Here is a 19,869-nt window from a genome sequence, read left to right as displayed (position 1 = left end):
GTGCCGCTCTCCTCCAATGAGTGAGGCTGCCGCGCCTCAGTTCCGTGGCCTGCCGCACCGATCGTCGGAGAAGCAGGCGGCAACCAACTCGTCGGCGTCGGCGACCACCTCGGCGGCCAGCCGGGCCTGCCTGGCCACACCTTGAACGTGCGCCCATCGGCGCGGTAGCGATGACGCGAGTTGTGTACGCGCCAGCTCTTCCGCCCATGTTGCCAAGCACCCCATAGTGCGAGTGTAGTGAGCCTTCTCGTCATCCTCGCCAACCCAGGCCGACCCCACCGAGCCAGGTGGTTTGGCTAGGGGGTTTGGCGGCTTTTCGGTGGAGTGAACCCGTCCGGCCATCGTGTGGTGTTGTCGTAGTAGATGTTGGTGAGGTTCGCACCGTCGAGGCTGGTAACGCTGAGGTTCGCACCATCGGACTGGGTCGCGGACACGGACTACGGTTTGTGCCGACAGGTTCTATTTGTCACATGCAGGCGCTGGTTGTCACCAGCCTTCCGGGGCGGCCTGCTGGTGCGTCGAGGGGTCAGTGGTCACCTGCGAGACGGTCGAGCCACTCTCGGAGGAGGTGTTGTTCGGCGGTGGTGAGTGTCGTTTCGTCGGGGAGGGTGGCGCGGAGGGCGCGGGCCGCGCCGGCCGGGCCGGTGTCTTGGATGGCCGGGTGTTCGTTGGTGACGGCGGTGACCATGGCCTCTCGGAGGGCGGTGAGCAGGGCCGGGTCGCGGTTGGCTTCCGGCAGGGACAGCCAGGTCAGGACCGCGCCCCGGCCGGTGGCGTGAATGATCCCGGCCGCGAGTTGTTCGTCGACACGTAACCAGCCGCTTGCGGCGAGGCGACGGACCCGTCCGCGCAGGATTTCCAGTCCGGCCTGGAATGCGGCTGACTTGGTGCCGGCGGGTTCGCTGTACATGAGGGTGTAGAGCGCGGGGTTGGACAGGCCGAACTCGACCGCGAGGTCCCACCCGGCCCGGAGGTCTTCGATGAGGTCGGCCGGGTCTGGGTCGACGTGTTTGCCGGCGACGAATTTCGCGAAACCGTACTCCGCCACCGCTTCCAGCAGCCCGTCCTTGTCGCCGAACAGCCGGTAGATCGCCGGTGGTTGCAACCCTGCTGCGTCGGCGACTGCGCGAGTGGTCACCGCATCGCGACCCGCGCGCTCGAGTAGGTCGGCGGCGGCTTCGATGACGCGTTGCCGGTGCTGTTCGCGAGTCGACGCCGTGCCGTCGGGTTCGACGGTGTCGTTCCTGTGTGGCGTGGGCGATGTCATGAATCAACGATAACGCTTGACTGTTTCCAATGAAAGTATCACTGTTAACGCATTGACGTTTCCAATGGAATTGGGATGGAGAACAGCATGATCATCGTGACCGGAGCCACCGGGCTGCTGGGCCGTCGGATTGTCGGGAGCCTGCTGATGCGAGTGCCCGCCGACCAGGTGGGTGTGAGCGTTCGCGACCCGCGAAAGGCGCGGGACCTGGCCGACCGTGGAGTACGGGTGCGACAGGGCAGCTTCACCGACCCGGACAGCCTGTCCCACGCTTTCGAAGGTGCTAGCCAGGTGCTCCTCGTGTCGGTCGACAAGCTCGGTGCGGAGGCCATCCGACAGCACCGGGCTGCCATCGACGGCGCCGTCTCGGCGGGCGCACGCCGCATCCTCTACACCAGCCATATGGGTGCCAGCCCGGACTCGCGGTTCGAGCCCTGTCGCGACCACGCCGTCGACGAGGAAGCGCTGCGGGCCTGCGGTGTTCCGTTCACCTCGCTCCGCAACGGGTTCTACGCTGCCAGTGCAGTGCGGTTCTTCGGGCGGGCCGCCGAGACCGGAGAGCTCGTGTTGCCCGCGGATGGGGCGGTTAGCTGGACCGCGCACGTCGACCTCGCCGACGCGGCCGCGGCGATCCTTACCGAGGAAGGCCGATTCGACGGTCCCACACCGCCATTGACCGCAGCGCGGGCCATCGATTTCGACGAGGTTGCCGCCCTTGCGGCCGAGCTCACGGGCCGAACCATCAAGCGCGTCACCGTATCCGACGAGGAATTCCGGCACCAGATGGCGGGCTATGGCGTCCCGGCCGCGCAGGCGGACATGATGGTGGATATCTTCGCTGCTAGCCGGGCCGGTGAATTCGCCACGGTCGACCCGACATTGGCGAAGTTGATCGGCCGCGAGCCGACCGGTTTCGACACGGTTCTGCGCGAGGCGTTGTCGGCGAGCTGATAGCTCTGCGCTACTGAGGGCCTGCGTCCTTCGAGCGGAGCCGCTGCCCGCTCCACCGTCAGCACTGAACTCCGGGACGAATATCCGCTAATGCCGTTGCGACACGAGGTCACACGATGCGAGTGAACTCGCGGATAGGAGGGCCGAATTTGGTTTCGGCTGTGTGAGTTTCGGGCTCGTGCTCGTGGCCCGGCCCCGCTCTGATGTGCGTTGCTGGTAACCGCAGGGTGCGCAGCTCAGGGAAACGCCGAAGGGCTCTCGTGCCATCCGGGGCCAAGGGCAGGGCCGGACAGGTGAATCGCGTGAACCTTCGTTGATGTCTCGTAAAGCGGACCTTGTCGATGGATAGCAGTTGGCAGGGGGCAGAGACCGGCCGTTGCACGACGGCAGACGCCGGTCGAGGACGCACTCGACCAGTGAGTACCGTCGTGGCCCGAGAAGCGAACGCCGGCGGCCGAAAGGCAGCAGGAAACCGCGACCGGATGTGGCTGGCTCCTCCGCCGGCCGGTCGCGACGATCTCGGTCGGGCGCATCATTCGGCGAGCTGTGCGGCCAAGCCGTGTGCGGCGCGGCCGGTGATGAATCGCAGGATCGGGTCTGCCAGGCCCTACCCTCGTCATGGCAGGCCGCGCCTTTCGCTTCGAAGGCCGGCAGGGGTGGATGCACAGCCGATGCTCGGCAGCGATCTACAAGAAGTCAGGGGCTGATCGACACCCGAGATGGGCCGGACAGATGGGGTGCGCTCAGTTCGCACCATGGTTCGTTGACCGCCCGGCCGTGCTCGCCGAATTGCGCGAGGTAGGCGCAGCCCGGGTGATGGAGGGCCGGGCGGGTCCGGGTTGGCTTTGGCCCCGGTCGGTGTTCTACAGCAGCAACCGCGCGGACCCGAAGCCCCAGTCGTCGAGCACAGTCGCGCCCGAGGACTTCCGCGCGGACGTCGGTCGTCTCGAGAGCATGGTGAAACCGGTATGCGATCTCTGTCGGGATACATTTGCGCGGTCCGCATCCCTCTGCGAAAGGTTTACCGCCATGTCGATCGCCGCTGACAAGGTCGTCTCCATCGAATACACCTTGACCGCCGACGACGGCGAGGTGCTGGATACGTCCGTCGGCGACGCGCCTCTGGTCTACCTGCACGGGGCGGACAATATTGTGCCGGGGTTGGAAAGGGCGCTTGTGGGCAAGGACACCGGCGACGAGGTGGTTGTCGTGGTCGAGCCTGAGGACGGGTATGGCGAGTACCTGGCCGAGCTGGTGAACACGGTGGATCGGGACATGTTCGAAGGAGCCGACGAACTCGAGGCCGGGATGGAGTTCCACACCGAGTCGCCGGACGGCGAATCGCAGATTGTCACCGTCCGCCGGGTGGACGGTGACGAGGTGACCATCGACGCCAACCATCCGCTGGCCGGGCAGCGGCTGCACTTCACCGTCAAGATCGTCGACGTCCGTCATGCGAGCGACGAAGAGCTCGCGCACGGTCACCCGCACGGTCCGGACGACCACGAGCACTGACGTCCGTCGTGCCGCCGATCACATTACGCCGCATCGGTGAAAGTTGGTATGCCCGAGAGGAATCGGGCCTCCAGCGGGTCTTTGAGATGGTAGCGGCACGAATTCGGTTGGAAAGCCGAATTGTTCGGTATGCGATCACCCGGTGATGTCGCGGCCGATGAGGTGGCGGGCGATGACCCATTGCAGGACTTCATTGGCGCCTTGGAAGATTTCGAGGGTTTTGGCGTCCCGGTAGATTTCTTCGAGACGGTGGGTTTCGTCGGTGGCGGAGATCTGGCGGGCGAAGCCGTAGCCGCCGTGGTTTGCAGGGCGTCGCGGGCTAGGTTGTTGGCCAGGCGGGTGGCGTAGGACTTGGCCATGGAGGCTTCGAGTTCGCCGGAGCGGTCGCCGCGGTCGAGGCGGACGGCGGCCTTTTGGTACATGGCGCGGGCGGTTTCGAGTTCGGTGGCGCGTTCGGCGAGTTTGTACTGCCAGTACTGCATTTCGCCGAGTTCTTGCCGAACAGGACGCGGGAGTGCAGGCGTTGCACGGCCAGGCCCAGGGCCGCCTGTGCGACACCCACACCGGGCGGCGGCGATGCCGACCCGGCCTGCCGCGAGCGAGGCGAGCGCGGTGGCCAGGCCGCGGCCGGGCTCACCGAGTGCGTGGCCGGCGGGCACCGCGACGTTCTCGAACACGATGTCGGCGGTGATCTGCCCGCGGTGGCCAATCTTCAGGCCGGGGTCGCCGACGGTGACGCCGGGTCCGCGCATCTCGACCAGCAGCATGGTGGCGTCGTCGGTGCCGCCGTCGCGGCAGAGCAGGCAGACCCAGTCGGCCACAATCGAATTGGTGATCCAACGCTTGCGGCCGTTGACCACGAATCCATCGGCGGTGCGGATGGCGACGCTTTCAGGGCCTCGGGATCGGCGAGGAATACGGCGGCAGCGGAGGTGATTTCGGCCATGAGGCATCGTCGCTGAGGAAGCCCCACTGGCCCGCGACACGTCGTTCGCGACCGGTTTCGGCATCCACTCCACCATCTGCGCGTACTACCTGGCCGCCTACGCCACCGAGGAGCAGAAGCAGCGCTGGCTGCCGAAGGCCATCACCGGCGAACTGGTGATGGCCATCGCCATGAACGAACCGGGTACCGGATCGGACCTGCAGGGCGTGCGCGCCACAGCGATCCGCGACGTCGACCACTACGTGATCAACAGCTCGAAGACGTTCATCTCCAACGGAACTCCCTGCGATCTGCTGATCATCGTGGCGAAAACCGATCCGGGCCGTATCCCAGATCGCGTGAAGGACCTCGACCGATATCCGCAGAGTTGGAAAGACTTCCGTGATATGACTGTCCATGATTCGCCGGACTGATGTGCCGGTTTCTCAGGATTCTCTCAGCTGAACCCGAATTGAACCCCCACAGGGCTACCACCTGTGGTTCTGCATTGATTCGGCTCGACGCCGTCACTCGCCCATCCTGCATAACCGCAGGTAGAACGGGTGACGTGACGAACTGTCTGTGTCCGGAGGGGGACTTGAACCCCCACGCCCGATAAAGGGCACTAGCACCTCAAGCTAGCGCGTCTGCCATTCCGCCACCCGGACCGGTGTTGCTGAGCAAGGGTAACGGATGGGTGGGGAAGTGTTGAAATCGGTTGGGTCAGCGGGTGCGGGCGACGCGTTCGATCACTGGACGCCAGGACTCGACGGAGGCGACTCGAAGGCCGACCACCTTGCCCGCGTCGTCGGCGCGGCGGAGGGCGATGGCGGCGGTGAAGTCGGGATCGGTTCGGAATTCGGCGATTTCGGTCTCGGTCATCGGTCCGCCTTGGGCGACCAGGGTGCGTCGGCTGGTGGGGGACAGTGTGTGGGCGGTGTCGGTGGCGGCCAAGTAGCGCTTGGCGACGACGTGGAGTTCGACCAGTCGGGCGACCCGGTCGCCGAGTAGTGCGCGGATCGCGTCCGCGCCGTGTTTGCCGTGGCCCGCATCGTCGCCGGGGACGAGTTTGTGGCCGATATCGTGCAGGAGTCCGGCGAGTTGGAGTTCCTCGTCGTCCGGATGGGATCGGCGCAGCAGCTCTGCGCATTGCAGATCGTGGTCCAGGATGTCGACGGGGTCGCCGCTGCGGTCGGGCATATCCCACACGTCGGCGCATCCGGCCAGCAGGTTCAGCAATTCGACGATGGTTGTGACGGGCACCTCGACCCCAATCTGTCGATCACTAGGCGTAATGGTCTAGACCAGTATGTCGGCGATCGGCGCTCGACGGGTTTCTTCCGAATGGCATTTCGATGAACGCGGGGCCGCATCGGGTACTCGCCCGAACCAGGTCCGCGCCGCACCGAGTTCCGCGAGCGATGTGGCAGGCTGGCCGCATGCGTGTTGCCGTTGTTGCCGGGCCGGATCCCGGCCATGCGTTTCCGGCGCTGGCGCTGTGCGAACGCTTCCTGGCCGCCGGTGACGATCCGGTGCTGTTCACCGGACCGCGTTGGTTCGATGCCGCCAAGCAGGCGGGCATCGCAGTGCGCAGACTCAAGGGGCTCGCGCCGCGAACCGTCGACGACGACAATGATGCCGGTCAGCGCATACATGAGCGTGCGGCGCATATTTCGACCGAAATCCTGCCCGATCTGAGCGCGATGCTGCCGGAGCTCGTGGTGTCGGATGTGCTGACCGCGGGCGGCGGGATGGCCGCCGAGCGACTCGGGGTGCCGTGGGTCGAGTTGTCGCCGCATCCGCTGTACCTACCGTCGAAAGCGTTGCCGCCCATCGGAAGCGGCCTCGCGCCGGGAGAGGGGGTGCGCGGCCGACTGCGTGACGGCGTGTTGCGCACCATGACCGCGCGCGCCGTTCGCAACGGTCTGCGTCAGCGCGAGCAGGCCCGCGAAAGCGTCGGATTGCCCGGCGCCGATCCGGGCCCGGCGGCCCGCCTGATCGCCACCCTGCCCGCCCTCGAGATGCCGCGTCCCGACTGGCCCGAGCACACCCATGTCGTCGGCCCGCTGCTCTGGGAGCCGACTCCGGAACTCCTCGAGCCACCGCTCGGCGATGAACCACTGGTCGTGGTCGCACCGTCGACCGCGCATACAGGTGTCGCGGGCATGGTCGAAACCGTGCTCGCCGCATTGGACGGAGCGGGCGTCCGGGTGGCCATTTCCATGCTCGACACCCCGCCCACCGACCTGCCGCCATGGGCCACCGCCGGACTCGGCCGTCAGGACGAACTGCTCACCCACGCGTCGGTCGTGGTGGGCGGCGGCGGCCACGGTCTGCTCGCGAAATCCCTGCTCGCGGGTGTGCCGATCGTGACGGTGCCCGGCGGTGGCGACCAGTGGGAACTCGCCAATCGCGCTGCCCGCCAAGGCAGTTCGATCCTGGTCCGCCCCCTGACCGCCGATGCGGTGCGTACCGCAGTCCTCGATCTGCTCGACACGCCCGACTACACGGCCGCGGCGCAACGAGCGGCCGCCGGTATCGCCGAAGTTGCGGACCCGATCCGCATCTGTCACGACGTCCTCAGCGTGCGGACGCGCTAGCGGCCTGTTCGCCAATCGAACGGCCCGAGTGAAGGCCCCCAGCGGCGCGAGTATCTTGAATACGGTGCGGTTGACCGAGTTCCAGGAGCTGTTGCACACCGAGTTCGGTGTGTCCCGCGGCGATGCGCTGCTCAGGGACCACACCATCCCGGCGTTGGGCGGGCGGACGGGCGCCGCCGCCATCGAGGCGGGCATCGACCCGCGTGACGTGTGGCGCGCGCTCTGCGCCGACTTCGACGTACCGAGAACACGCTGGTGAGCGATCACGGATTCCGCTTCGACGAGCGGCTGCGCATGATCCCCATCGATCATGCGCAACTGGCCGCTCGCGTCGCGACCGCGCGGCCGGTCGACTTCGCCGAATTCCGCAAGATCGGCATCGAACTGATGCTGCTCGGCCGCTACGCCGAGGCCCTCGATCACCTCGATCGCGCCCTCGAACTCGCCGATAGTGACTATCACCGGATGTCGGTCTGGATCAACCTCGGTGATGTGTACAGCTATTGGGGTGACACCGTCACCGCTGAAACGCTGTATCGCCGTGCCGTGGACCGAGCCGACGACCCCGAGGTGCTCTCCTTCGCGCTGCAGCACCTGGGCAAGGCCCTTGCCGAACAGGGCAGACTGCCCGAGGCCAGGGCGAGGCTTACCGAGGCGTTGAAACTGCGCGTCGTCGAGGGGGATGCCGAGCTGATAGAGGCCACTCGCACCACCCTCGACCTGCTCGATGATCTGCCTGCGACCTTGCCGCCGAAGGTCGCCGCGGTGCTGGGCGCGGACCCCGCGTGGTCGGAGGAACACGAGGGAATGAGCGGCGGTGTCGCGCACGTCGACGGTGCGTACTGGGTGAAGCGGGGACCGAAGGCCGAGGCCGAGTATGAGCGGCTGAATTGGTTGCGGGGCAAAGGGATTCAGCTACCCGACATTGCTGTTTTCGAAGAGGATGTGCTGGTTCTCGCCGACGCGGGTCTGCCGAGTCTGGCCGCTGAACCGCCGGCTTCGGTGGGCGCGGTCATGGGCGCGCTGCTGCGGCAGCTGCACGATATTCCCGTTGCCGAGTGCCCGTTCGACGGCAGGTTGGATGTCATGCTGGCCCAGGCGCGGCGCCGTGTGCTCGAGGGTTTGGTCGATGTCGACGACTTCGACGACGACAATCGAGGGCTGACGCCGGAACAGATCTACCGACGGCTGCTCGCCGAACGTCCGCCGGACGAGGATCTCGTTGTCGCGCACGGTGATTTCACCCCGTCCAATGTGCTGGGCGGCGGTCTGCTGATCGACGTCGGCGGTTTGGGCGTCGCGGATCGGTACCGCGATTTGGCCTTGGTCGAGCGTGACCTGCGCGAGGACTTCGGTGCCGACGAACTGAGCGCGTTCTACGCCGCCTACGGGCTCGCCGAGCCGGACCGGCAGCGACTGGACTACTACCGACTGCTCGACGAACTCTTCTGAGCTCAGGCCTTCTTGGCGTAGTGGCGTGCGGCCTTGGTGCGGTTGCCGCAGCTCGCCATCGAATGCCAACGGCGGGTGCCGTTCTTCGAGGTGTCGTAGAAGAACAAGACGCAGTCCGGATGGGCGCACTGGCGGATCCGGTCCGGCGCTTCGGCGAGCAGCCGTAGCAGGTTGTCGGCGGCGAGCCAGCCGGGTAGCCAGGTGGTTTCGGGTACGTCGACGATTTCGGCGGGGCCGGTGTCGGTCAGCATGCGTCGGATCCGGCCGTGGTCGAGGACCTCGTTGAGTGCGGTGTGTGAGGTGTGTTTCACGGTGTCGTAGATGGCGGTGCGTGCGGCGAGTACCGCCTGCAGGGTCCGCTCGTCGGCATTCGCGCGATCGTCGAGTCCGGCCGAGGTCAGCCATATGCCCAGACCCGCGACATCGGTGAGCAGATCCTGCGGTCCGTCCTGGATCCACCGGGTGTTCAGCAGGTCGAGTGCCAGCGGTTCACCGAGGTGGGGGCGTGGATCAGGCATACCTGAGGGTAGCGATCTTCCTTTCGTTGCCAAGGCAACCACCGCCGTTCTAACCGGTTAAACCTATTTTAGAGGTTGACGTTCTTCCTGCTGCCAGTTATGTTCTAACTAGTAAAGCTAGTTAGAGCAGTTATAAATTCCGAGGAGGATCACGATGACCACAGCCATCGCGCCCCAACTGGCCACCGGACACATCGGCCTGAACGTCTCCGACCTGGACCGATCGGTGGACTTCTACCGTCGCGCATTCGGTTTCGAGCAGCTCGCGGCCAGCATCGACGACGAAAAGCGTTGGGCCTTCCTCGGTGCGAACGGCAAGCTCGTGCTGACCCTGTGGCAGCAGTCCGACGGCGCGTTCTCCACCGAAACCCCTGGTCTGCACCATCTTTCGTTCCAGGTCGACACCATCGAACAGGTGCGTTCGATCGAGGCGCTGCTGCGTGAACTCTCGGTGAGCTTCGCTCACGATGGGGTGGTCGCGCACGGCGAGGGCGTCGCCTCGGGTGGCATCTTCTTCGTCGACCCCGACGGTATCCGCCTCGAGGTCTACGCACCCACGGGCGCCGAATCCGCTCCCGCGCCCAGCGGCGCCGCCCCGACGTGTGGATTCTTCTGAGCCCGGACGCTGTTGAACACTGTGATGTCTCACTTTCATTCGGGCGAGGTCGCTGTACAGCAGCGAATGGGCCAAGCGCATATCGCCGACCGGGTGGGACGGATGATTCGTGCCGACATCCCGGATATCGCGGCGGGTTTCCTGGCGGAGCAGCCGATGGTCGTGATCGCGGCTGCGGACCTCGACGGACGGATGTGGGCAGGCGCGGTGGTCGGGTCGCCGGGATTCGTGCACGTCGTCGATGCCGAGACGATCGCAATCGATGCGTTTCCGGCAGTGGGAGATCCGCTACACGGAGCACTGACCCGTCCTGCCCGGATCGGCATGATCGCGCTGCAGCCTGAGCGGCGCAGGCGAATGCGCGTCAACGGATTCGCGGCTCCGACGGAGGCGGGGCTACGGATTACCGTCGATCAGGTGTATTCGAACTGCCCGAAGTACATCTCGCGCAGGCAGATCGAATCGTACCGCCCCGATATCGACCTGCCGGCGCCCCGGCGTGGCACGGAACTCGATGCGCGGCAGCATGCACTGATCGCCGCGGCGGACGCCTTCTTCGTCGCCACCGCGGATGCCGACGGCAATGCCGACGCCTCCCACCGTGGCGGGAATCCCGGCTTTCTGCAGGTGCTTTCGCCGACTCGGCTGAGATGGCCGGACTACCAGGGCAATTCGATGTTCATGACACTCGGGAACATCGCGGTCAACCCACGCTGCGGCGTCCTGATCCCGGACTGGACCACCGGCGGAACCCTCCAACTCAGCGGAACCGCCGAATTGTCCTGGGCACCGGAAACCTTCACCGCCGGGGCCCAGTGCTCGATCGACTTCACCATTACGGAAGTGATCGAAATCCACGGCGCGGGCCCGCTCCGCTGGGGTCCCGCCGAACTTTCCCCGGTCAACCCCTGACCCCGAATCCCCGAGAAGGATATTGCAATGCGACCTCCGCTGCCACCATTCGACCTGGAATCGGCCAAGGCCAAGGTGCGTGCCGCCGAGAATGCCTGGAACACCAGGGATCCCGAGCGCGTCGCCGCCGCATATACCGAGGATTCGGTCTGGCGCAATCGTGACGAGTTCTTCACCGGCCGCGCCGCCATCGTCGAATTTCTCACCCGAAAGTGGTCCATCGAAAACGGGTACGCACTGCGCAAGGACCTCTGGGCATTCGAAGGCAACCGCATCGCGGTCCGCTTCCAATACGAATGGCATGACGAATCCGGCCAGTGGTGGCGCAGTTACGGCAATGAGCAGTGGGAGTTCACCCCGGAAGGCCTGATGTCGCGCCGCGAGGCCAGCATCAACGACGTCCGCATCGACGATTCCGACCGCCGCATCCCCGGCCCGCGCCCGGAAGGCGACGAATCCGTTCTGCCGCAGCAATAATCGGCCGGGCACCCCGTTGCCAGACCGGGCGCTGCCTGTGCGGGGTGCCCGGTTGGGTGTAAGGAGTGCCCGGCCTGGCCTGATGGTCGCGCCGGTGGGGCTCAGGCGGCGACGGTCTCCGGCTGGACCGGGGCATCGGCGACTGGACGCTCACGGTGGAACAGCCCGAATGCGATCACGCCGAATACGATTCCGACCCCGGCCGCGACGCCGAATGCCGCATCCAAGCCATCCACGAAACGCGACAATGTCATCGGGTGACTGTCATCGGCGACTTCGCGGAATACGGTGCCCAGCACCGCGACTCCGAGAGCGAGGCCGAGCTGTCGTGCGGTATTCACCGCGCCTGCGGCGATCCCGCCCTGCTGCGGCGGCACCGCCGCCATCCCCACCGCGACCAGCGCGGGTGCATTGACGCCGATGCCCGCACCGATCACGACGAATCCAGGAACCAGTGCGGCCCAAGATGATTCGGCGTCAATGATTGTGAGCAGTCCGGTACCGATGCCGACCAGCACCAGACCGGCTCCGATCGTCCATTTCGGCGAAACATCGTGCAATAGTTTGCCGAATACGCCGGCAACCACGAACGCTGTCGTCGCCATCGGCAGCATGGCCAGTCCGGCGTGCATGGGTGACATATGCAACTGCTGCTGCAGCCAGAGCGAAATCAGGGGTGTGGCGGCGAAGGCCGCGAACGTCTGGCCGGACGCGGAGACAAGGGTGGCCCCGAAGTTGCGATTGCCGAGCAGTGCCAGCGGGAACATCGCTGCCGCACTGCGGGATTCGACGAATACGGAGGTCAGCAGCGCGACCGCGCCGAGCGCCAGGGCGAGCAGCGTAGGACCATCGGACCAGCCGTGTTCGCCGCCGCGGATGACACCGTAGGTGACCGCCGTCGCGGCGGTCGCGAACGCGAGCATGCCCGGCACATCGATGGCCCGATCCGCCTGCCGAGGCGACGGCTGGAACACGATGGCCGTCAACGCGATCGCCAACACCGCGATCGGCAGATTGACGAAGAAGATCCACCGCCACGACAGTGCCTCGGTGAGCACACCGCCGAGCACCACACCGATTCCGGCCGCGGCACCCGAGACCGCACCCCAGACACCGAACGCGACACCCCGATCACGGCCGGTGTAGGTGGAGTGCAGCAGCGACAGCGTGGTCGCGAACATCGCGGCCCCGCCGATGCCCTGAAGTGCGCGCGCCGCAATGAGACTCGCCGAGGTATCGGCGATCCCGCAGATCAGCGATGCGATCGCGAAAACGACGAGTCCGGTGAGATAGGCGCGCTTCGCACCTACCCGATCTGCCAGCGAACCGAGCACCAGCAGCAGCGCGGCCAGCGCGAGCGCGTATCCATCCATCACCCACTGCAGTCCGGACAGGCCGGTGCCGAGATCGGCGGCGATGTCGGGAAGCGCGACATTGACGATGGTGACGTCGATGAGCAGCATCAGCGTGCCCAGGCACGCGGCGAATAAGGGCAGCCATTTCCTCACGGGAGCCTCCGAAGGCGATTAGAACGATATCGACACTCAGGGTGCGGCAGGCGTTGATATCCACATAGTCACGTGGTCATGTGCGTTAGATTCCTCCTATGCAATCCGAAGACGGCGCGGATTCCTCCGCACTCGATGTCCTCGAGAAGCAGATCCTGCACGCGCTGGTGACCGATGCGCGCATCCCGTTCGCCAAGCTCGGCGCGATCCTCGGGGTTTCGGAGCAGACCGTGGCGCGGCGCTACCGATCGCTGCGGCAGCGCGGCATCCTGCATGTGGCGGGGCAGGTCAACGTGGTGCCACTCGGGCATGCGCGCTGGGTGATCCGGCTCCGGTCGACTCCGGACAAGGCGGCGCGGTTGGCCGAATCGCTGGCGCGGTTTCCGGATCTGAGCTGGGTCACGTTGTCGGCCACCGGATCCGAGGTGACCTGCGTGAGCAGGCCGCGCTCGATCGAGCGGCGCGACAAGCTGTTGATGCAGACACTGCCCCAGGCCAGTCAGGTGATCGGACTGACAGCCCATGAGGTGATCCATCGCTTCCCGCTCGATGAGGAGTGGCCGGATTTCAGGCACCTGTTCACGGCTGCGCAATTGCGCGACCTCGGCCCACGGCCGTCGTGGCGGGCCGATACGGGGCCGGAAGCGCCGGTCGAACTTTCGGCGCAGGATGAGGCGATGCTGGCGCTGCTCGGTCGCGACGGACGCGCGCCCTATGCTCAGATTGCCGCCGAAATCGGTTGGACCGCAACGAAAGTGGCACGGCGCATGGCCGAACTCGTCGAATCCCGGGTGCTGTACTTCGATCTCGATTTCGCGGTCGAACGGATGGGATACGCCGTGCGGGCGGCGCTGTGGCTGCGCACCCGACCGGCGGACCTCGAGGCGGTGGGCACCGCGATGGCAACCCATCCGGAGATCGTCTTCATCGCCGCGACTACGGGGCCGACCAACCTGATGGCGTCGTTGATATGCCGCGATACCGCGCACCTCTATCGGTATGTCACGCAGCGGCTGGGTGCACTCGACGGGATCGCCGATGTGGAGGTGACCCCGGCGTTGCGGGTGTACAAGCAGGCGCAGACGTTGCTGGACAGTGATCGGATTTCGCTGGGCCGGTGATGGGGGTGTTCGGCGCCCGGAAAAGGGCTGCGGGCGGCCGTAGCGCGGCGGTTGCCGTGTCCGGGAAGTTCGGGGCCCGTGTTGTCGGGCGCGTCGCTTGACTCGAACATCTGTTCGTCTAGGCTGGTCGTCAGAACTTGTCGGTGCCGCCCTCTAATGTGTGCGCCAACCAAGAACGAGACTTACCCGTCGAGAAGGGGATCAGGATATGGCACCACAGGCGTACGACCGTGATAAGGCGCTCGAGCTGGCGCTGGCTCAGGTCGAGAAGAGCTTCGGCAAGGGCGCGGTCATGCGTCTCGGCGAGGAGGCCCGCCAGCCCATCTCGGTGATCCCGACCGGATCCATCGCCCTGGACGTGGCGCTCGGCATCGGCGGTCTGCCGCGCGGCCGCATCATCGAGGTCTACGGTCCGGAGTCCTCGGGTAAGACGACCGTCGCACTGCACGCGGTGGCCAATGCCCAGGCCGCGGGCGGTGTCGCCGCCTTCATCGACGCCGAGCACGCGCTCGATCCCGACTACGCCCGCAAGCTGGGCGTCGACACCGACGCCCTCCTCGTCTCCCAGCCCGACACCGGTGAGCAGGCGCTGGAAATCGCCGACATGCTGGTGCGTTCGGGCGCGATCGACATCATCGTCATCGACTCGGTGGCCGCGCTGGTACCGCGCGCCGAAATCGAGGGCGAGATGGGTGACAGCCACGTCGGTCTGCAGGCGCGCCTGATGAGCCAGGCGCTGCGCAAGATGACCGGTGCGCTGAACAACTCCGGCACTACCGCCATCTTCATCAACCAGCTGCGCGAGAAGATCGGTGTGATGTTCGGTTCGCCCGAGACCACGACCGGTGGTAAGGCGCTGAAGTTCTACGCCTCGGTGCGCCTGGATGTGCGCCGCATCGAGACGCTCAAGGACGGCAGCGATGCGGTCGGCAACCGCACTCGCGTGAAGGTCGTGAAGAACAAGGTCTCGCCGCCGTTCAAGCAGGCCGAATTCGACATCCTCTACGGCCAGGGTATTTCCAAGGAGGGCTCGCTCATCGATATGGGTGTCGAGCAGGGCTTCATCCGCAAGTCCGGCTCCTGGTACACATACGAGGGTGACCAGCTCGGCCAGGGCAAGGAGAACGCCCGCAAGTTCCTGCTGGAGAACACCGACGTCCGTGACGAGATCGAGAAGAAGATCAAGGAAAAGCTCGGCATCGGCGCCGACGTGACCGCAGAGGGCGCGGCCGCCGAGGTCCCCGCCGACTTCTGATCCGATGACCCCTCGGCGCCCAGCCTCACACCCCACCCGGCCCGCACCCGATACAACGCGGCCCGACCCGGTAACCGAGGTCCGCCACCGCCTGAGCGAACTACTCTCCGCCTCAGGCCGCCCACCCATCCAGACCCCCGCCGGATCCGGTTCGGACGAGTCCGTGCCGAGGCGGGTGCATTGGTCGGAGGGTGATGGGGGCGATTCGGAGGGATCGGGATTTCAGGGGAGGGAGCAGGGGGATAGGCGGGTCCGGTTGGCCGAAGGTGGTTTGGCCGATTCGGACATCATGGGAACTCGGTCGAGGGCGCCCGATCCGCAGCGGGCGCGCTCGACTGGGTCCCGGCGCGGTCGCGGGCGCCAGAACGAGTTCCGGCGCAACGACTCCCACTCGGCTGACTTCCAGAGTCATGAAGGCCGATGGGCGGATCCGGTGGCGGCCGGATCCGAGGGGGGCGCGCAACACACAGGTGCCGTTGTTCCCCACGCAGGCGGGGATGATCCGCGGTCCCGTGCGGAGTGCCGCCCCCAAGGCGGGACGGTCGAGCAGGCGAAGGAGGCGTGTCTTCGCCTGCTCGCCGTCCGCGCCCGCAGCCGTGCCGAACTGGCGCAGCGTCTCGCGGCCAAGGGGTTTACGCCCGACATCACCGAACGCGCCCTGGACCGCTTCACCGAGGTCGGCCTGATCGACGACGCCGCCTTCGCCGAACAGTGGGTGTACTCCCGCCACACCTTCTCCGGTAAGGGCAAACAAGCTCTCGCCCAAGAACTTCGCCGCAAGGGCGTATCCCAATCCGACGCCGCCTCCGCCCTGGAGGCCATCACCGCTGACGACGAGGAACAACGCGCCACCGAACTGGTCCGCCGCAAACTACGCACCATCCCCGCGAACCTGGACCGCGACAAAACAATCCGCCGCCTCGTCGCCATGCTCGCCCGCCGCGGCTACAACCAATCCACCGCCTTCACCGTTGTGAAAGCTGAACTGGCACAGGCCCAGTTCGACACGCCAAACCCCGACTGAGTTTCGGCAGCCCGCATGCCCCGCTCCCGGGAGCGGGTTGTTGCAAGGCACAAACAGGGGCCGAACTGGGCTGCGGACTGGCCTCAGTCGTTAGTGCTGGAGGGCGGGGACCAGGACTTCTTCGCACCATTGGCGGAAGGTGGTGGGGGTTGTGGATCGGGGGGTGCGAGGTTCGGCGTTGTCGAGGCCGTTCTCCTTTGCTTCCAGCATGTCGTACATGCCCTGGGCGAAGGCCTCGGACGCGCCGGATTCGAGCATGGTGGCTTTGTAGGCTTCGCCGGAGACCTGTTGGAACCGGATCGGGCGTCCCAGTACCTCGGACATGATTCGGGCCATGTCGTTGTTGGACAGGTCTTCTGGGCCGAGCACGGGGACGCTGTCGGTTCCGCGCCACGAGTCGTCGAGCAGGAGTTCGGCGGCGACGGCGGCGATATCGCGGGTTGCGCAGGTGGGGCGTTTCAGATCGGGGGACAGCGGTGCGAAGAACATGCCCTGAGACTTGATCGCCTCGATTTGGTGCAGGAAATTGTCCATGAAGGAGGGCATCGTCAGCGCGCGGTAGTCCACGCCGGTGCTCGCGATCAGATCATCCATCGCCAGTGATGCCGTGACCAGTCCGGCATTCCGCACTGACGCGGCGCCACGCCCGAGGGCCGAAATTCCGACCACGCGCTGGACGCCCTGGCTCTTGAATGCCTCGCAGGCGGGCAGGGTGAAATCCAGAAAGGCCGCGTCGAGACTTGTGGCCTGGCGGTCCGGGGGAAGCAGCCAGAACACGGTATCGGCACCGGCGAATGCCTTGGTGACGACATCGGTATCCCCGTGCGAGCCGGTTACGACTTCCACGCGCTCGCGGATTTCGGCGGGCAGACGTGCGGGATCACGCGCGATGATCCGGACCGGTACATCGCTGGCGAGGAGATGGGGGAGGACCTGACGGCCGATGGTGCCGGTAGGTGCGGTAACAACGATCATGACGACCTCTGCTCGAGTGATTTGGCATTGGCCAGTCAAGTCGGCGCGGCACCGAACCTGAAGGACCGATTCGATAAGCGTTGATACCGTGGGGATATGAGTGATCTGGAGGTTCGGCAACTCCGATACTTCGTGGCCGTCGCGGAGGAACTGCATTTCGGACGTGCGGCCGACCGACTGGGAATGGCGCAACCACCCCTGTCCCGGGCTATCCGGGAACTGGAACGTCAACTGGGCGTGCAACTTTTCGAGCGCACCACCCGACACGTCGTGCTCACCCCGCCCGGCGAGACCTTGCTCCGCGACGCGCGGACCGCACTCGATGCCGTCGCGGCGGCGGCTCAGCGCGCCCGTCACATCGGCAGGCCCGCACCAGGGCTACGGCTCGCGCTAAAGGCCGACTACGACGCCGGGCTCCTGCCGCGGATCCTCGAGACATATCACCTCGACAAGGCGGCCGTACCGGTGGAGTTGATGTTGGGTGGTCGAGGCGAGCAGGCTCCGGCCTTGCTTCAGGGTCGTGCGGATGTCGGCCTGCTGTCCACCCCATACGACGACCGTGGCCTGGACGTCGAACCGTTGCTCACCGAACCACGGCTGGTCGCGCTGGCCGCATCCGATCCGCTCGCCGCCCGGGCAACCCTGTGCCTGGCCGACTTGTCCGGTCGAACCCTTCCCGACGGAGTTACCGCCGAGCGCGAGGGCCTGGCGCCGCCTGCCGAAACCCGTCGTGTTGTCCGGGATCTGGCGCAGATCTTCAACCTGGTCGAACTCGGCAACAGCATCTGGTTCCCGCCCTCCTCGGTCGCCCGCCGCCACCCCCGCCCCGGCATCGCCTATCGCCCCTGCACCGACCTGAAACCGACCACCCTCGCGGTAGCCTGGCCGCGGAACTGCCACTCACCGGCAGTGGCAGCCTTCGTCCGCGCAGCCATCTCGGTGGCAGCAGCTGTCTATCCACCCGAATCCGCCCCGCCCGCTGAAACTTTCACCGCCGCGGTCCATCACATCTGAACGTGCACTTTCCGCGAATCTGGCATTGCCGGATTCAGCCGAGAAGTGCACGCTCAGAGCCGCTGGCATCACGGCTTCTGCGTGATATCCATCCCCGGAGTCGCATCGGCCAGAATCGAGTCGGCCGCCACGACGGCGGTACCCTTGGCCCGCTTGCGTGAGCGCAACCGCTGCTCCAGCTTATTGGCCACGATCGTCAACGTGCTGTTCAGCAGAATCATCACCACGGCGACGACCATCAGCGCGGGCACCGTATTGCGTTCGGCCGCACCGAGTTGCGAGCCCTGACGCACGATCTCGAGGTAGGTGATCTGATAACCGAGCGCCGAATCCTTCAGCGCCACAACCATTTGCGAGATCAAGGCGGGCAGCATGGCGGTAATCGCCTGCGGCAGCAGGATCAACCGCATCAGCTGCCCCTTGCGCAGCCCCAGCGCCACCGCGGCCTCGGTCTGCCCCTTCGGCAGCGACTTGATGCCGGCGCGCACGATTTCGGCGATGACCGAACCGTTGTAAACCGTCAGCGCGATCACCACGGCCCACAGCGCGAGCTGATCGACCTTGAACACCTTGTAATCGGAGAAGATGTAAAACAGGAAGATCATCAGGATCAGCACCGGAATGGCCCGCGCCACCTCGACGATCGCGCCCGCCACCCAGCGCACCACCCGGTGATCCGACAGACGCAGGATGCCGAACACCATGCCGATCAGCAGCGCGAACACAATGGACAGCAGCGCCGCGACCAGGGTGCCGCGCAGACCGGGCAGCAGATAGGTCTTCCAGACGTCCGCCTCGATGAACGGCTTCCACTTCTCCGCGGTGAACTGGCCCTTATCTGCGAAGCCGCGGTAGAACACCCAGCCCAGCGCCACCACCGCGACAACCGCGACGACCGAATAGATGGAGTTGCGAATGCGCGCGCGGGGCCCCGGCGCATCGAAAAGAACCGAAGCTCCTGCACTCATCGGGCCACCTCGAATCGCTTGGCCAGCCAGCCGAACAGCAGGCCGGTCGGCAGGGTCAGGATTACGAAGCCGAGTGCGAAGATGAAGCCGATGGTGATCAGTGCGGCCTCGTTCTCGTTCATCTTGGCCATCAGGGTCGCGGCCTCGGCGACGCCGATCGCCGAGGCGATCGTGGAGTTCTTGGTGAGTGCGATCAGCACGCTGCCGAGCGGGGCGATGACCGAGCGGAATGCCTGCGGCAGCACCACGATTCGCAGATTCTGGGTGAAGGTGAAGCCCAGTGAGCGGCCCGCCTCGGACTGGCCCATCGGCACGGTGTTGATACCCGAGCGCAATGACTCGCACACGAATGCGGCTGTGTAGATGCTGAGTCCGAGTACGGCGTAACGGAAGTTGTTCTGCGCCAGCGAGTTCGGGCCCTCTGGAGCGAGCTTCCAGCCCATAGTGGAGTAGAGGCCCAGTGAGCAGAACACGATGATCAGCGTCAGCGGGGTATTGCGGAAGATGGTGACGTAGGCGGCGCCGAGAAAACGGGCGACCGGCACGGGGGACACGCGCATCGCGGCGACGAATGTGCCCAGGATCAGGGCGAGAACCGCCGACGACGCGGTCAGTTTGATGGTCACCCAGAAGGCGCCGAGGACGTCATACCTCGAGATCAGGTCGAACACGGTGCTCGCGTCCCTCCGATCGGATTGTGCGGCGGCCGGAGATCGTCCTTCCGCGCGCGATGTACAGGTTGCTCGTAGCCGAGAATTCGGGTGGCCCCTG

At 65.9% G+C, this 19,869-nt stretch carries 20 protein-coding genes, 1 tRNA gene and 2 pseudogenes; 13 read left to right on the top strand and 10 right to left on the bottom strand.

Annotation, left to right across the window (positions count from 1 at the left end; genetic code table 11):
* Positions 1 to 36: 36 nt before the first annotated feature.
* Positions 37 to 216, bottom strand: a complete 180-nt coding sequence (locus ACFYOW_RS06500) for a hypothetical protein (RefSeq protein WP_387285077.1) — start codon at positions 214 to 216, stop codon at positions 37 to 39.
* A 310-nt stretch (positions 217 to 526) separates the two neighbouring features.
* A complete protein-coding gene (locus ACFYOW_RS06495) occupies positions 527 to 1,267 on the bottom strand; it encodes a TetR/AcrR family transcriptional regulator (RefSeq protein WP_387285075.1) in 741 nt (246 codons plus the stop codon).
* An 87-nt stretch (positions 1,268 to 1,354) separates the two neighbouring features.
* Here ACFYOW_RS06495 and ACFYOW_RS06490 point away from each other — a divergent pair, with 87 nt between their 5' ends.
* Complete coding sequence (locus ACFYOW_RS06490; RefSeq protein ID WP_387285073.1) at positions 1,355 to 2,218, top strand: SDR family oxidoreductase; 864 nt, start codon at positions 1,355 to 1,357, stop codon at positions 2,216 to 2,218.
* Positions 2,219 to 3,247: 1,029 nt separating this feature from the next.
* On the top strand, positions 3,248 to 3,733 hold the full coding sequence (locus tag ACFYOW_RS06485; RefSeq protein ID WP_387285071.1) for a peptidylprolyl isomerase: 486 nt from the start codon (positions 3,248 to 3,250) through the stop codon (positions 3,731 to 3,733).
* A gap of 135 nt (positions 3,734 to 3,868) precedes the next feature.
* Here ACFYOW_RS06485 and ACFYOW_RS06480 read toward each other — a convergent pair.
* A pseudogene (locus tag ACFYOW_RS06480) lies at positions 3,869 to 4,593 on the bottom strand (acyl-CoA dehydrogenase family protein).
* A 35-nt stretch (positions 4,594 to 4,628) separates the two neighbouring features.
* Here ACFYOW_RS06480 and ACFYOW_RS06475 point away from each other — a divergent pair.
* Positions 4,629 to 5,005 (top strand): annotated as a pseudogene (locus ACFYOW_RS06475) (acyl-CoA dehydrogenase family protein); the annotation flags it as partial.
* A gap of 236 nt (positions 5,006 to 5,241) precedes the next feature.
* On the opposite strand, the gene ACFYOW_RS06470 reads toward ACFYOW_RS06475, so the two are convergent.
* Positions 5,242 to 5,326, bottom strand: a tRNA-Leu gene (locus ACFYOW_RS06470).
* A gap of 55 nt (positions 5,327 to 5,381) precedes the next feature.
* Entirely contained in the window at positions 5,382 to 5,921 is a 540-nt protein-coding gene (locus ACFYOW_RS06465) for an HD domain-containing protein (protein ID WP_387285069.1), read from the bottom strand.
* A gap of 176 nt (positions 5,922 to 6,097) precedes the next feature.
* Between ACFYOW_RS06465 and ACFYOW_RS06460 the strand changes: the two genes are divergently transcribed.
* The 3 genes from ACFYOW_RS06460 (at position 6,098) to ACFYOW_RS06450 (ending at position 8,710) form a co-directional block, all read left to right on the top strand.
* Positions 6,098 to 7,258 carry a glycosyltransferase gene (locus tag ACFYOW_RS06460; RefSeq protein WP_387285067.1) on the top strand — a complete coding sequence of 387 codons (1,161 nt, stop codon included), beginning with the start codon at positions 6,098 to 6,100 and terminating at the stop codon, positions 7,256 to 7,258.
* A gap of 64 nt (positions 7,259 to 7,322) precedes the next feature.
* The gene (locus ACFYOW_RS06455) at positions 7,323 to 7,517 is read left to right on the top strand and encodes a DUF3046 domain-containing protein (protein WP_063038523.1); all 195 of its coding nucleotides are present in this window, start codon (positions 7,323 to 7,325) and stop codon (positions 7,515 to 7,517) included.
* The gene (locus ACFYOW_RS06450) at positions 7,514 to 8,710 is read left to right on the top strand and encodes a phosphotransferase (protein ID WP_387285065.1); all 1,197 of its coding nucleotides are present in this window, start codon (positions 7,514 to 7,516) and stop codon (positions 8,708 to 8,710) included. The genes ACFYOW_RS06455 and ACFYOW_RS06450 overlap by 4 nt, the downstream gene beginning before the upstream one ends.
* Positions 8,711 to 8,712: 2 nt before the next feature.
* Here the strand turns inward: ACFYOW_RS06450 and ACFYOW_RS06445 are convergent, their stop codons facing one another.
* The gene (locus ACFYOW_RS06445; RefSeq protein WP_387285063.1) at positions 8,713 to 9,228 is read right to left on the bottom strand and encodes a CGNR zinc finger domain-containing protein; all 516 of its coding nucleotides are present in this window, start codon (positions 9,226 to 9,228) and stop codon (positions 8,713 to 8,715) included.
* Positions 9,229 to 9,382: 154 nt separating this feature from the next.
* Between ACFYOW_RS06445 and ACFYOW_RS06440 the strand changes: the two genes are divergently transcribed.
* The 3 genes from ACFYOW_RS06440 to ACFYOW_RS06430 are packed head-to-tail and all read left to right on the top strand — an operon-like array spanning position 9,383 to position 11,233.
* Positions 9,383 to 9,844 carry a VOC family protein gene (locus ACFYOW_RS06440; protein WP_387285061.1) on the top strand — a complete coding sequence of 154 codons (462 nt, stop codon included), beginning with the start codon at positions 9,383 to 9,385 and terminating at the stop codon, positions 9,842 to 9,844.
* Between the two features lie 24 nt (positions 9,845 to 9,868).
* A complete protein-coding gene (locus tag ACFYOW_RS06435; protein WP_387285059.1) occupies positions 9,869 to 10,756 on the top strand; it encodes a pyridoxamine 5'-phosphate oxidase family protein in 888 nt (295 codons plus the stop codon).
* 27 nt (positions 10,757 to 10,783) lie between these two features.
* Positions 10,784 to 11,233 carry a nuclear transport factor 2 family protein gene (locus ACFYOW_RS06430; RefSeq protein ID WP_387285057.1) on the top strand — a complete coding sequence of 150 codons (450 nt, stop codon included), beginning with the start codon at positions 10,784 to 10,786 and terminating at the stop codon, positions 11,231 to 11,233.
* A 101-nt stretch (positions 11,234 to 11,334) separates the two neighbouring features.
* On the opposite strand, the gene ACFYOW_RS06425 is transcribed toward ACFYOW_RS06430, so the two are convergent.
* Complete coding sequence (locus ACFYOW_RS06425; RefSeq protein ID WP_387285055.1) at positions 11,335 to 12,741, bottom strand: MFS transporter; 1,407 nt, start codon at positions 12,739 to 12,741, stop codon at positions 11,335 to 11,337.
* Positions 12,742 to 12,839: 98 nt separating this feature from the next.
* Between ACFYOW_RS06425 and ACFYOW_RS06420 the strand changes: the two genes are divergently transcribed.
* From ACFYOW_RS06420 to recX, 3 genes are all read left to right on the top strand, one after another.
* Positions 12,840 to 13,862 carry an Lrp/AsnC family transcriptional regulator gene (locus ACFYOW_RS06420; RefSeq protein WP_387285053.1) on the top strand — a complete coding sequence of 341 codons (1,023 nt, stop codon included), beginning with the start codon at positions 12,840 to 12,842 and terminating at the stop codon, positions 13,860 to 13,862.
* A gap of 208 nt (positions 13,863 to 14,070) precedes the next feature.
* Complete coding sequence (gene recA, locus ACFYOW_RS06415) at positions 14,071 to 15,117, top strand: recombinase RecA (RefSeq protein ID WP_063038472.1); 1,047 nt, start codon at positions 14,071 to 14,073, stop codon at positions 15,115 to 15,117.
* Between the two features lie 433 nt (positions 15,118 to 15,550).
* On the top strand, positions 15,551 to 16,141 hold the full coding sequence (gene recX / locus ACFYOW_RS06410; RefSeq protein WP_387285051.1) for a recombination regulator RecX: 591 nt from the start codon (positions 15,551 to 15,553) through the stop codon (positions 16,139 to 16,141).
* Positions 16,142 to 16,231: 90 nt separating this feature from the next.
* Here recX and ACFYOW_RS06405 read toward each other — a convergent pair whose 3' ends face one another.
* Complete coding sequence (locus ACFYOW_RS06405; RefSeq protein ID WP_387285049.1) at positions 16,232 to 17,116, bottom strand: NAD(P)H-binding protein; 885 nt, start codon at positions 17,114 to 17,116, stop codon at positions 16,232 to 16,234.
* 96 nt (positions 17,117 to 17,212) lie between these two features.
* Between ACFYOW_RS06405 and ACFYOW_RS06400 the strand changes: the two genes are divergently transcribed.
* Positions 17,213 to 18,130, top strand: coding sequence for a LysR family transcriptional regulator (locus ACFYOW_RS06400; protein ID WP_387285047.1), 918 nt, complete (start codon positions 17,213 to 17,215; stop codon positions 18,128 to 18,130).
* Between the two features lie 68 nt (positions 18,131 to 18,198).
* Here ACFYOW_RS06400 and ACFYOW_RS06395 read toward each other — a convergent pair whose 3' ends face one another.
* Entirely contained in the window at positions 18,199 to 19,098 is a 900-nt protein-coding gene (locus ACFYOW_RS06395; protein WP_387285045.1) for an amino acid ABC transporter permease, read from the bottom strand.
* Positions 19,095 to 19,769: an amino acid ABC transporter permease gene (locus ACFYOW_RS06390; protein ID WP_062985899.1), complete on the bottom strand. Its 675-nt coding sequence runs from the start codon at positions 19,767 to 19,769 to the stop codon at positions 19,095 to 19,097. The genes ACFYOW_RS06395 and ACFYOW_RS06390 overlap by 4 nt, the downstream gene beginning before the upstream one ends.
* Between the last annotated feature and the right edge of the window lie 100 nt (positions 19,770 to 19,869).

Origin of the sequence: Nocardia sp. NPDC006982 (assembly GCF_042869435.1) — a bacterium.
GTDB lineage: Bacteria > Actinomycetota > Actinomycetes > Mycobacteriales > Mycobacteriaceae > Nocardia.
Note: the sequence above shows the minus strand (reverse complement) of the source record. Positions and strands in the feature narration are given on the sequence as shown.

What these genes read in the sequence shown, in the direction of transcription:
- ACFYOW_RS06485 (WP_387285071.1), top strand. Translation starts at nt 3,248, where the DNA reads ATGTCGATCGCCGCTGACAAGGTCGTCTCCATCGAATACACCTTGACC.
- ACFYOW_RS06435 (WP_387285059.1), top strand. Translation starts at nt 9,869, where the DNA reads ATGTCTCACTTTCATTCGGGCGAGGTCGCTGTACAGCAGCGAATGGGC.
- ACFYOW_RS06460 (WP_387285067.1), top strand. Translation starts at nt 6,098, where the DNA reads ATGCGTGTTGCCGTTGTTGCCGGGCCGGATCCCGGCCATGCGTTTCCG.
- ACFYOW_RS06445 (WP_387285063.1), bottom strand. Translation starts at nt 9,228, where the DNA reads ATGCCTGATCCACGCCCCCACCTCGGTGAACCGCTGGCACTCGACCTG.
- ACFYOW_RS06495 (WP_387285075.1), bottom strand. Translation starts at nt 1,267, where the DNA reads ATGACATCGCCCACGCCACACAGGAACGACACCGTCGAACCCGACGGC.
- ACFYOW_RS06395 (WP_387285045.1), bottom strand. Translation starts at nt 19,098, where the DNA reads ATGAGTGCAGGAGCTTCGGTTCTTTTCGATGCGCCGGGGCCCCGCGCG.
- ACFYOW_RS06430 (WP_387285057.1), top strand. Translation starts at nt 10,784, where the DNA reads ATGCGACCTCCGCTGCCACCATTCGACCTGGAATCGGCCAAGGCCAAG.
- ACFYOW_RS06420 (WP_387285053.1), top strand. Translation starts at nt 12,840, where the DNA reads ATGCAATCCGAAGACGGCGCGGATTCCTCCGCACTCGATGTCCTCGAG.
- ACFYOW_RS06405 (WP_387285049.1), bottom strand. Translation starts at nt 17,116, where the DNA reads ATGATCGTTGTTACCGCACCTACCGGCACCATCGGCCGTCAGGTCCTC.
- ACFYOW_RS06440 (WP_387285061.1), top strand. Translation starts at nt 9,383, where the DNA reads ATGACCACAGCCATCGCGCCCCAACTGGCCACCGGACACATCGGCCTG.
- recA (WP_063038472.1), top strand. Translation starts at nt 14,071, where the DNA reads ATGGCACCACAGGCGTACGACCGTGATAAGGCGCTCGAGCTGGCGCTG.
- ACFYOW_RS06400 (WP_387285047.1), top strand. Translation starts at nt 17,213, where the DNA reads ATGAGTGATCTGGAGGTTCGGCAACTCCGATACTTCGTGGCCGTCGCG.
- ACFYOW_RS06490 (WP_387285073.1), top strand. Translation starts at nt 1,355, where the DNA reads ATGATCATCGTGACCGGAGCCACCGGGCTGCTGGGCCGTCGGATTGTC.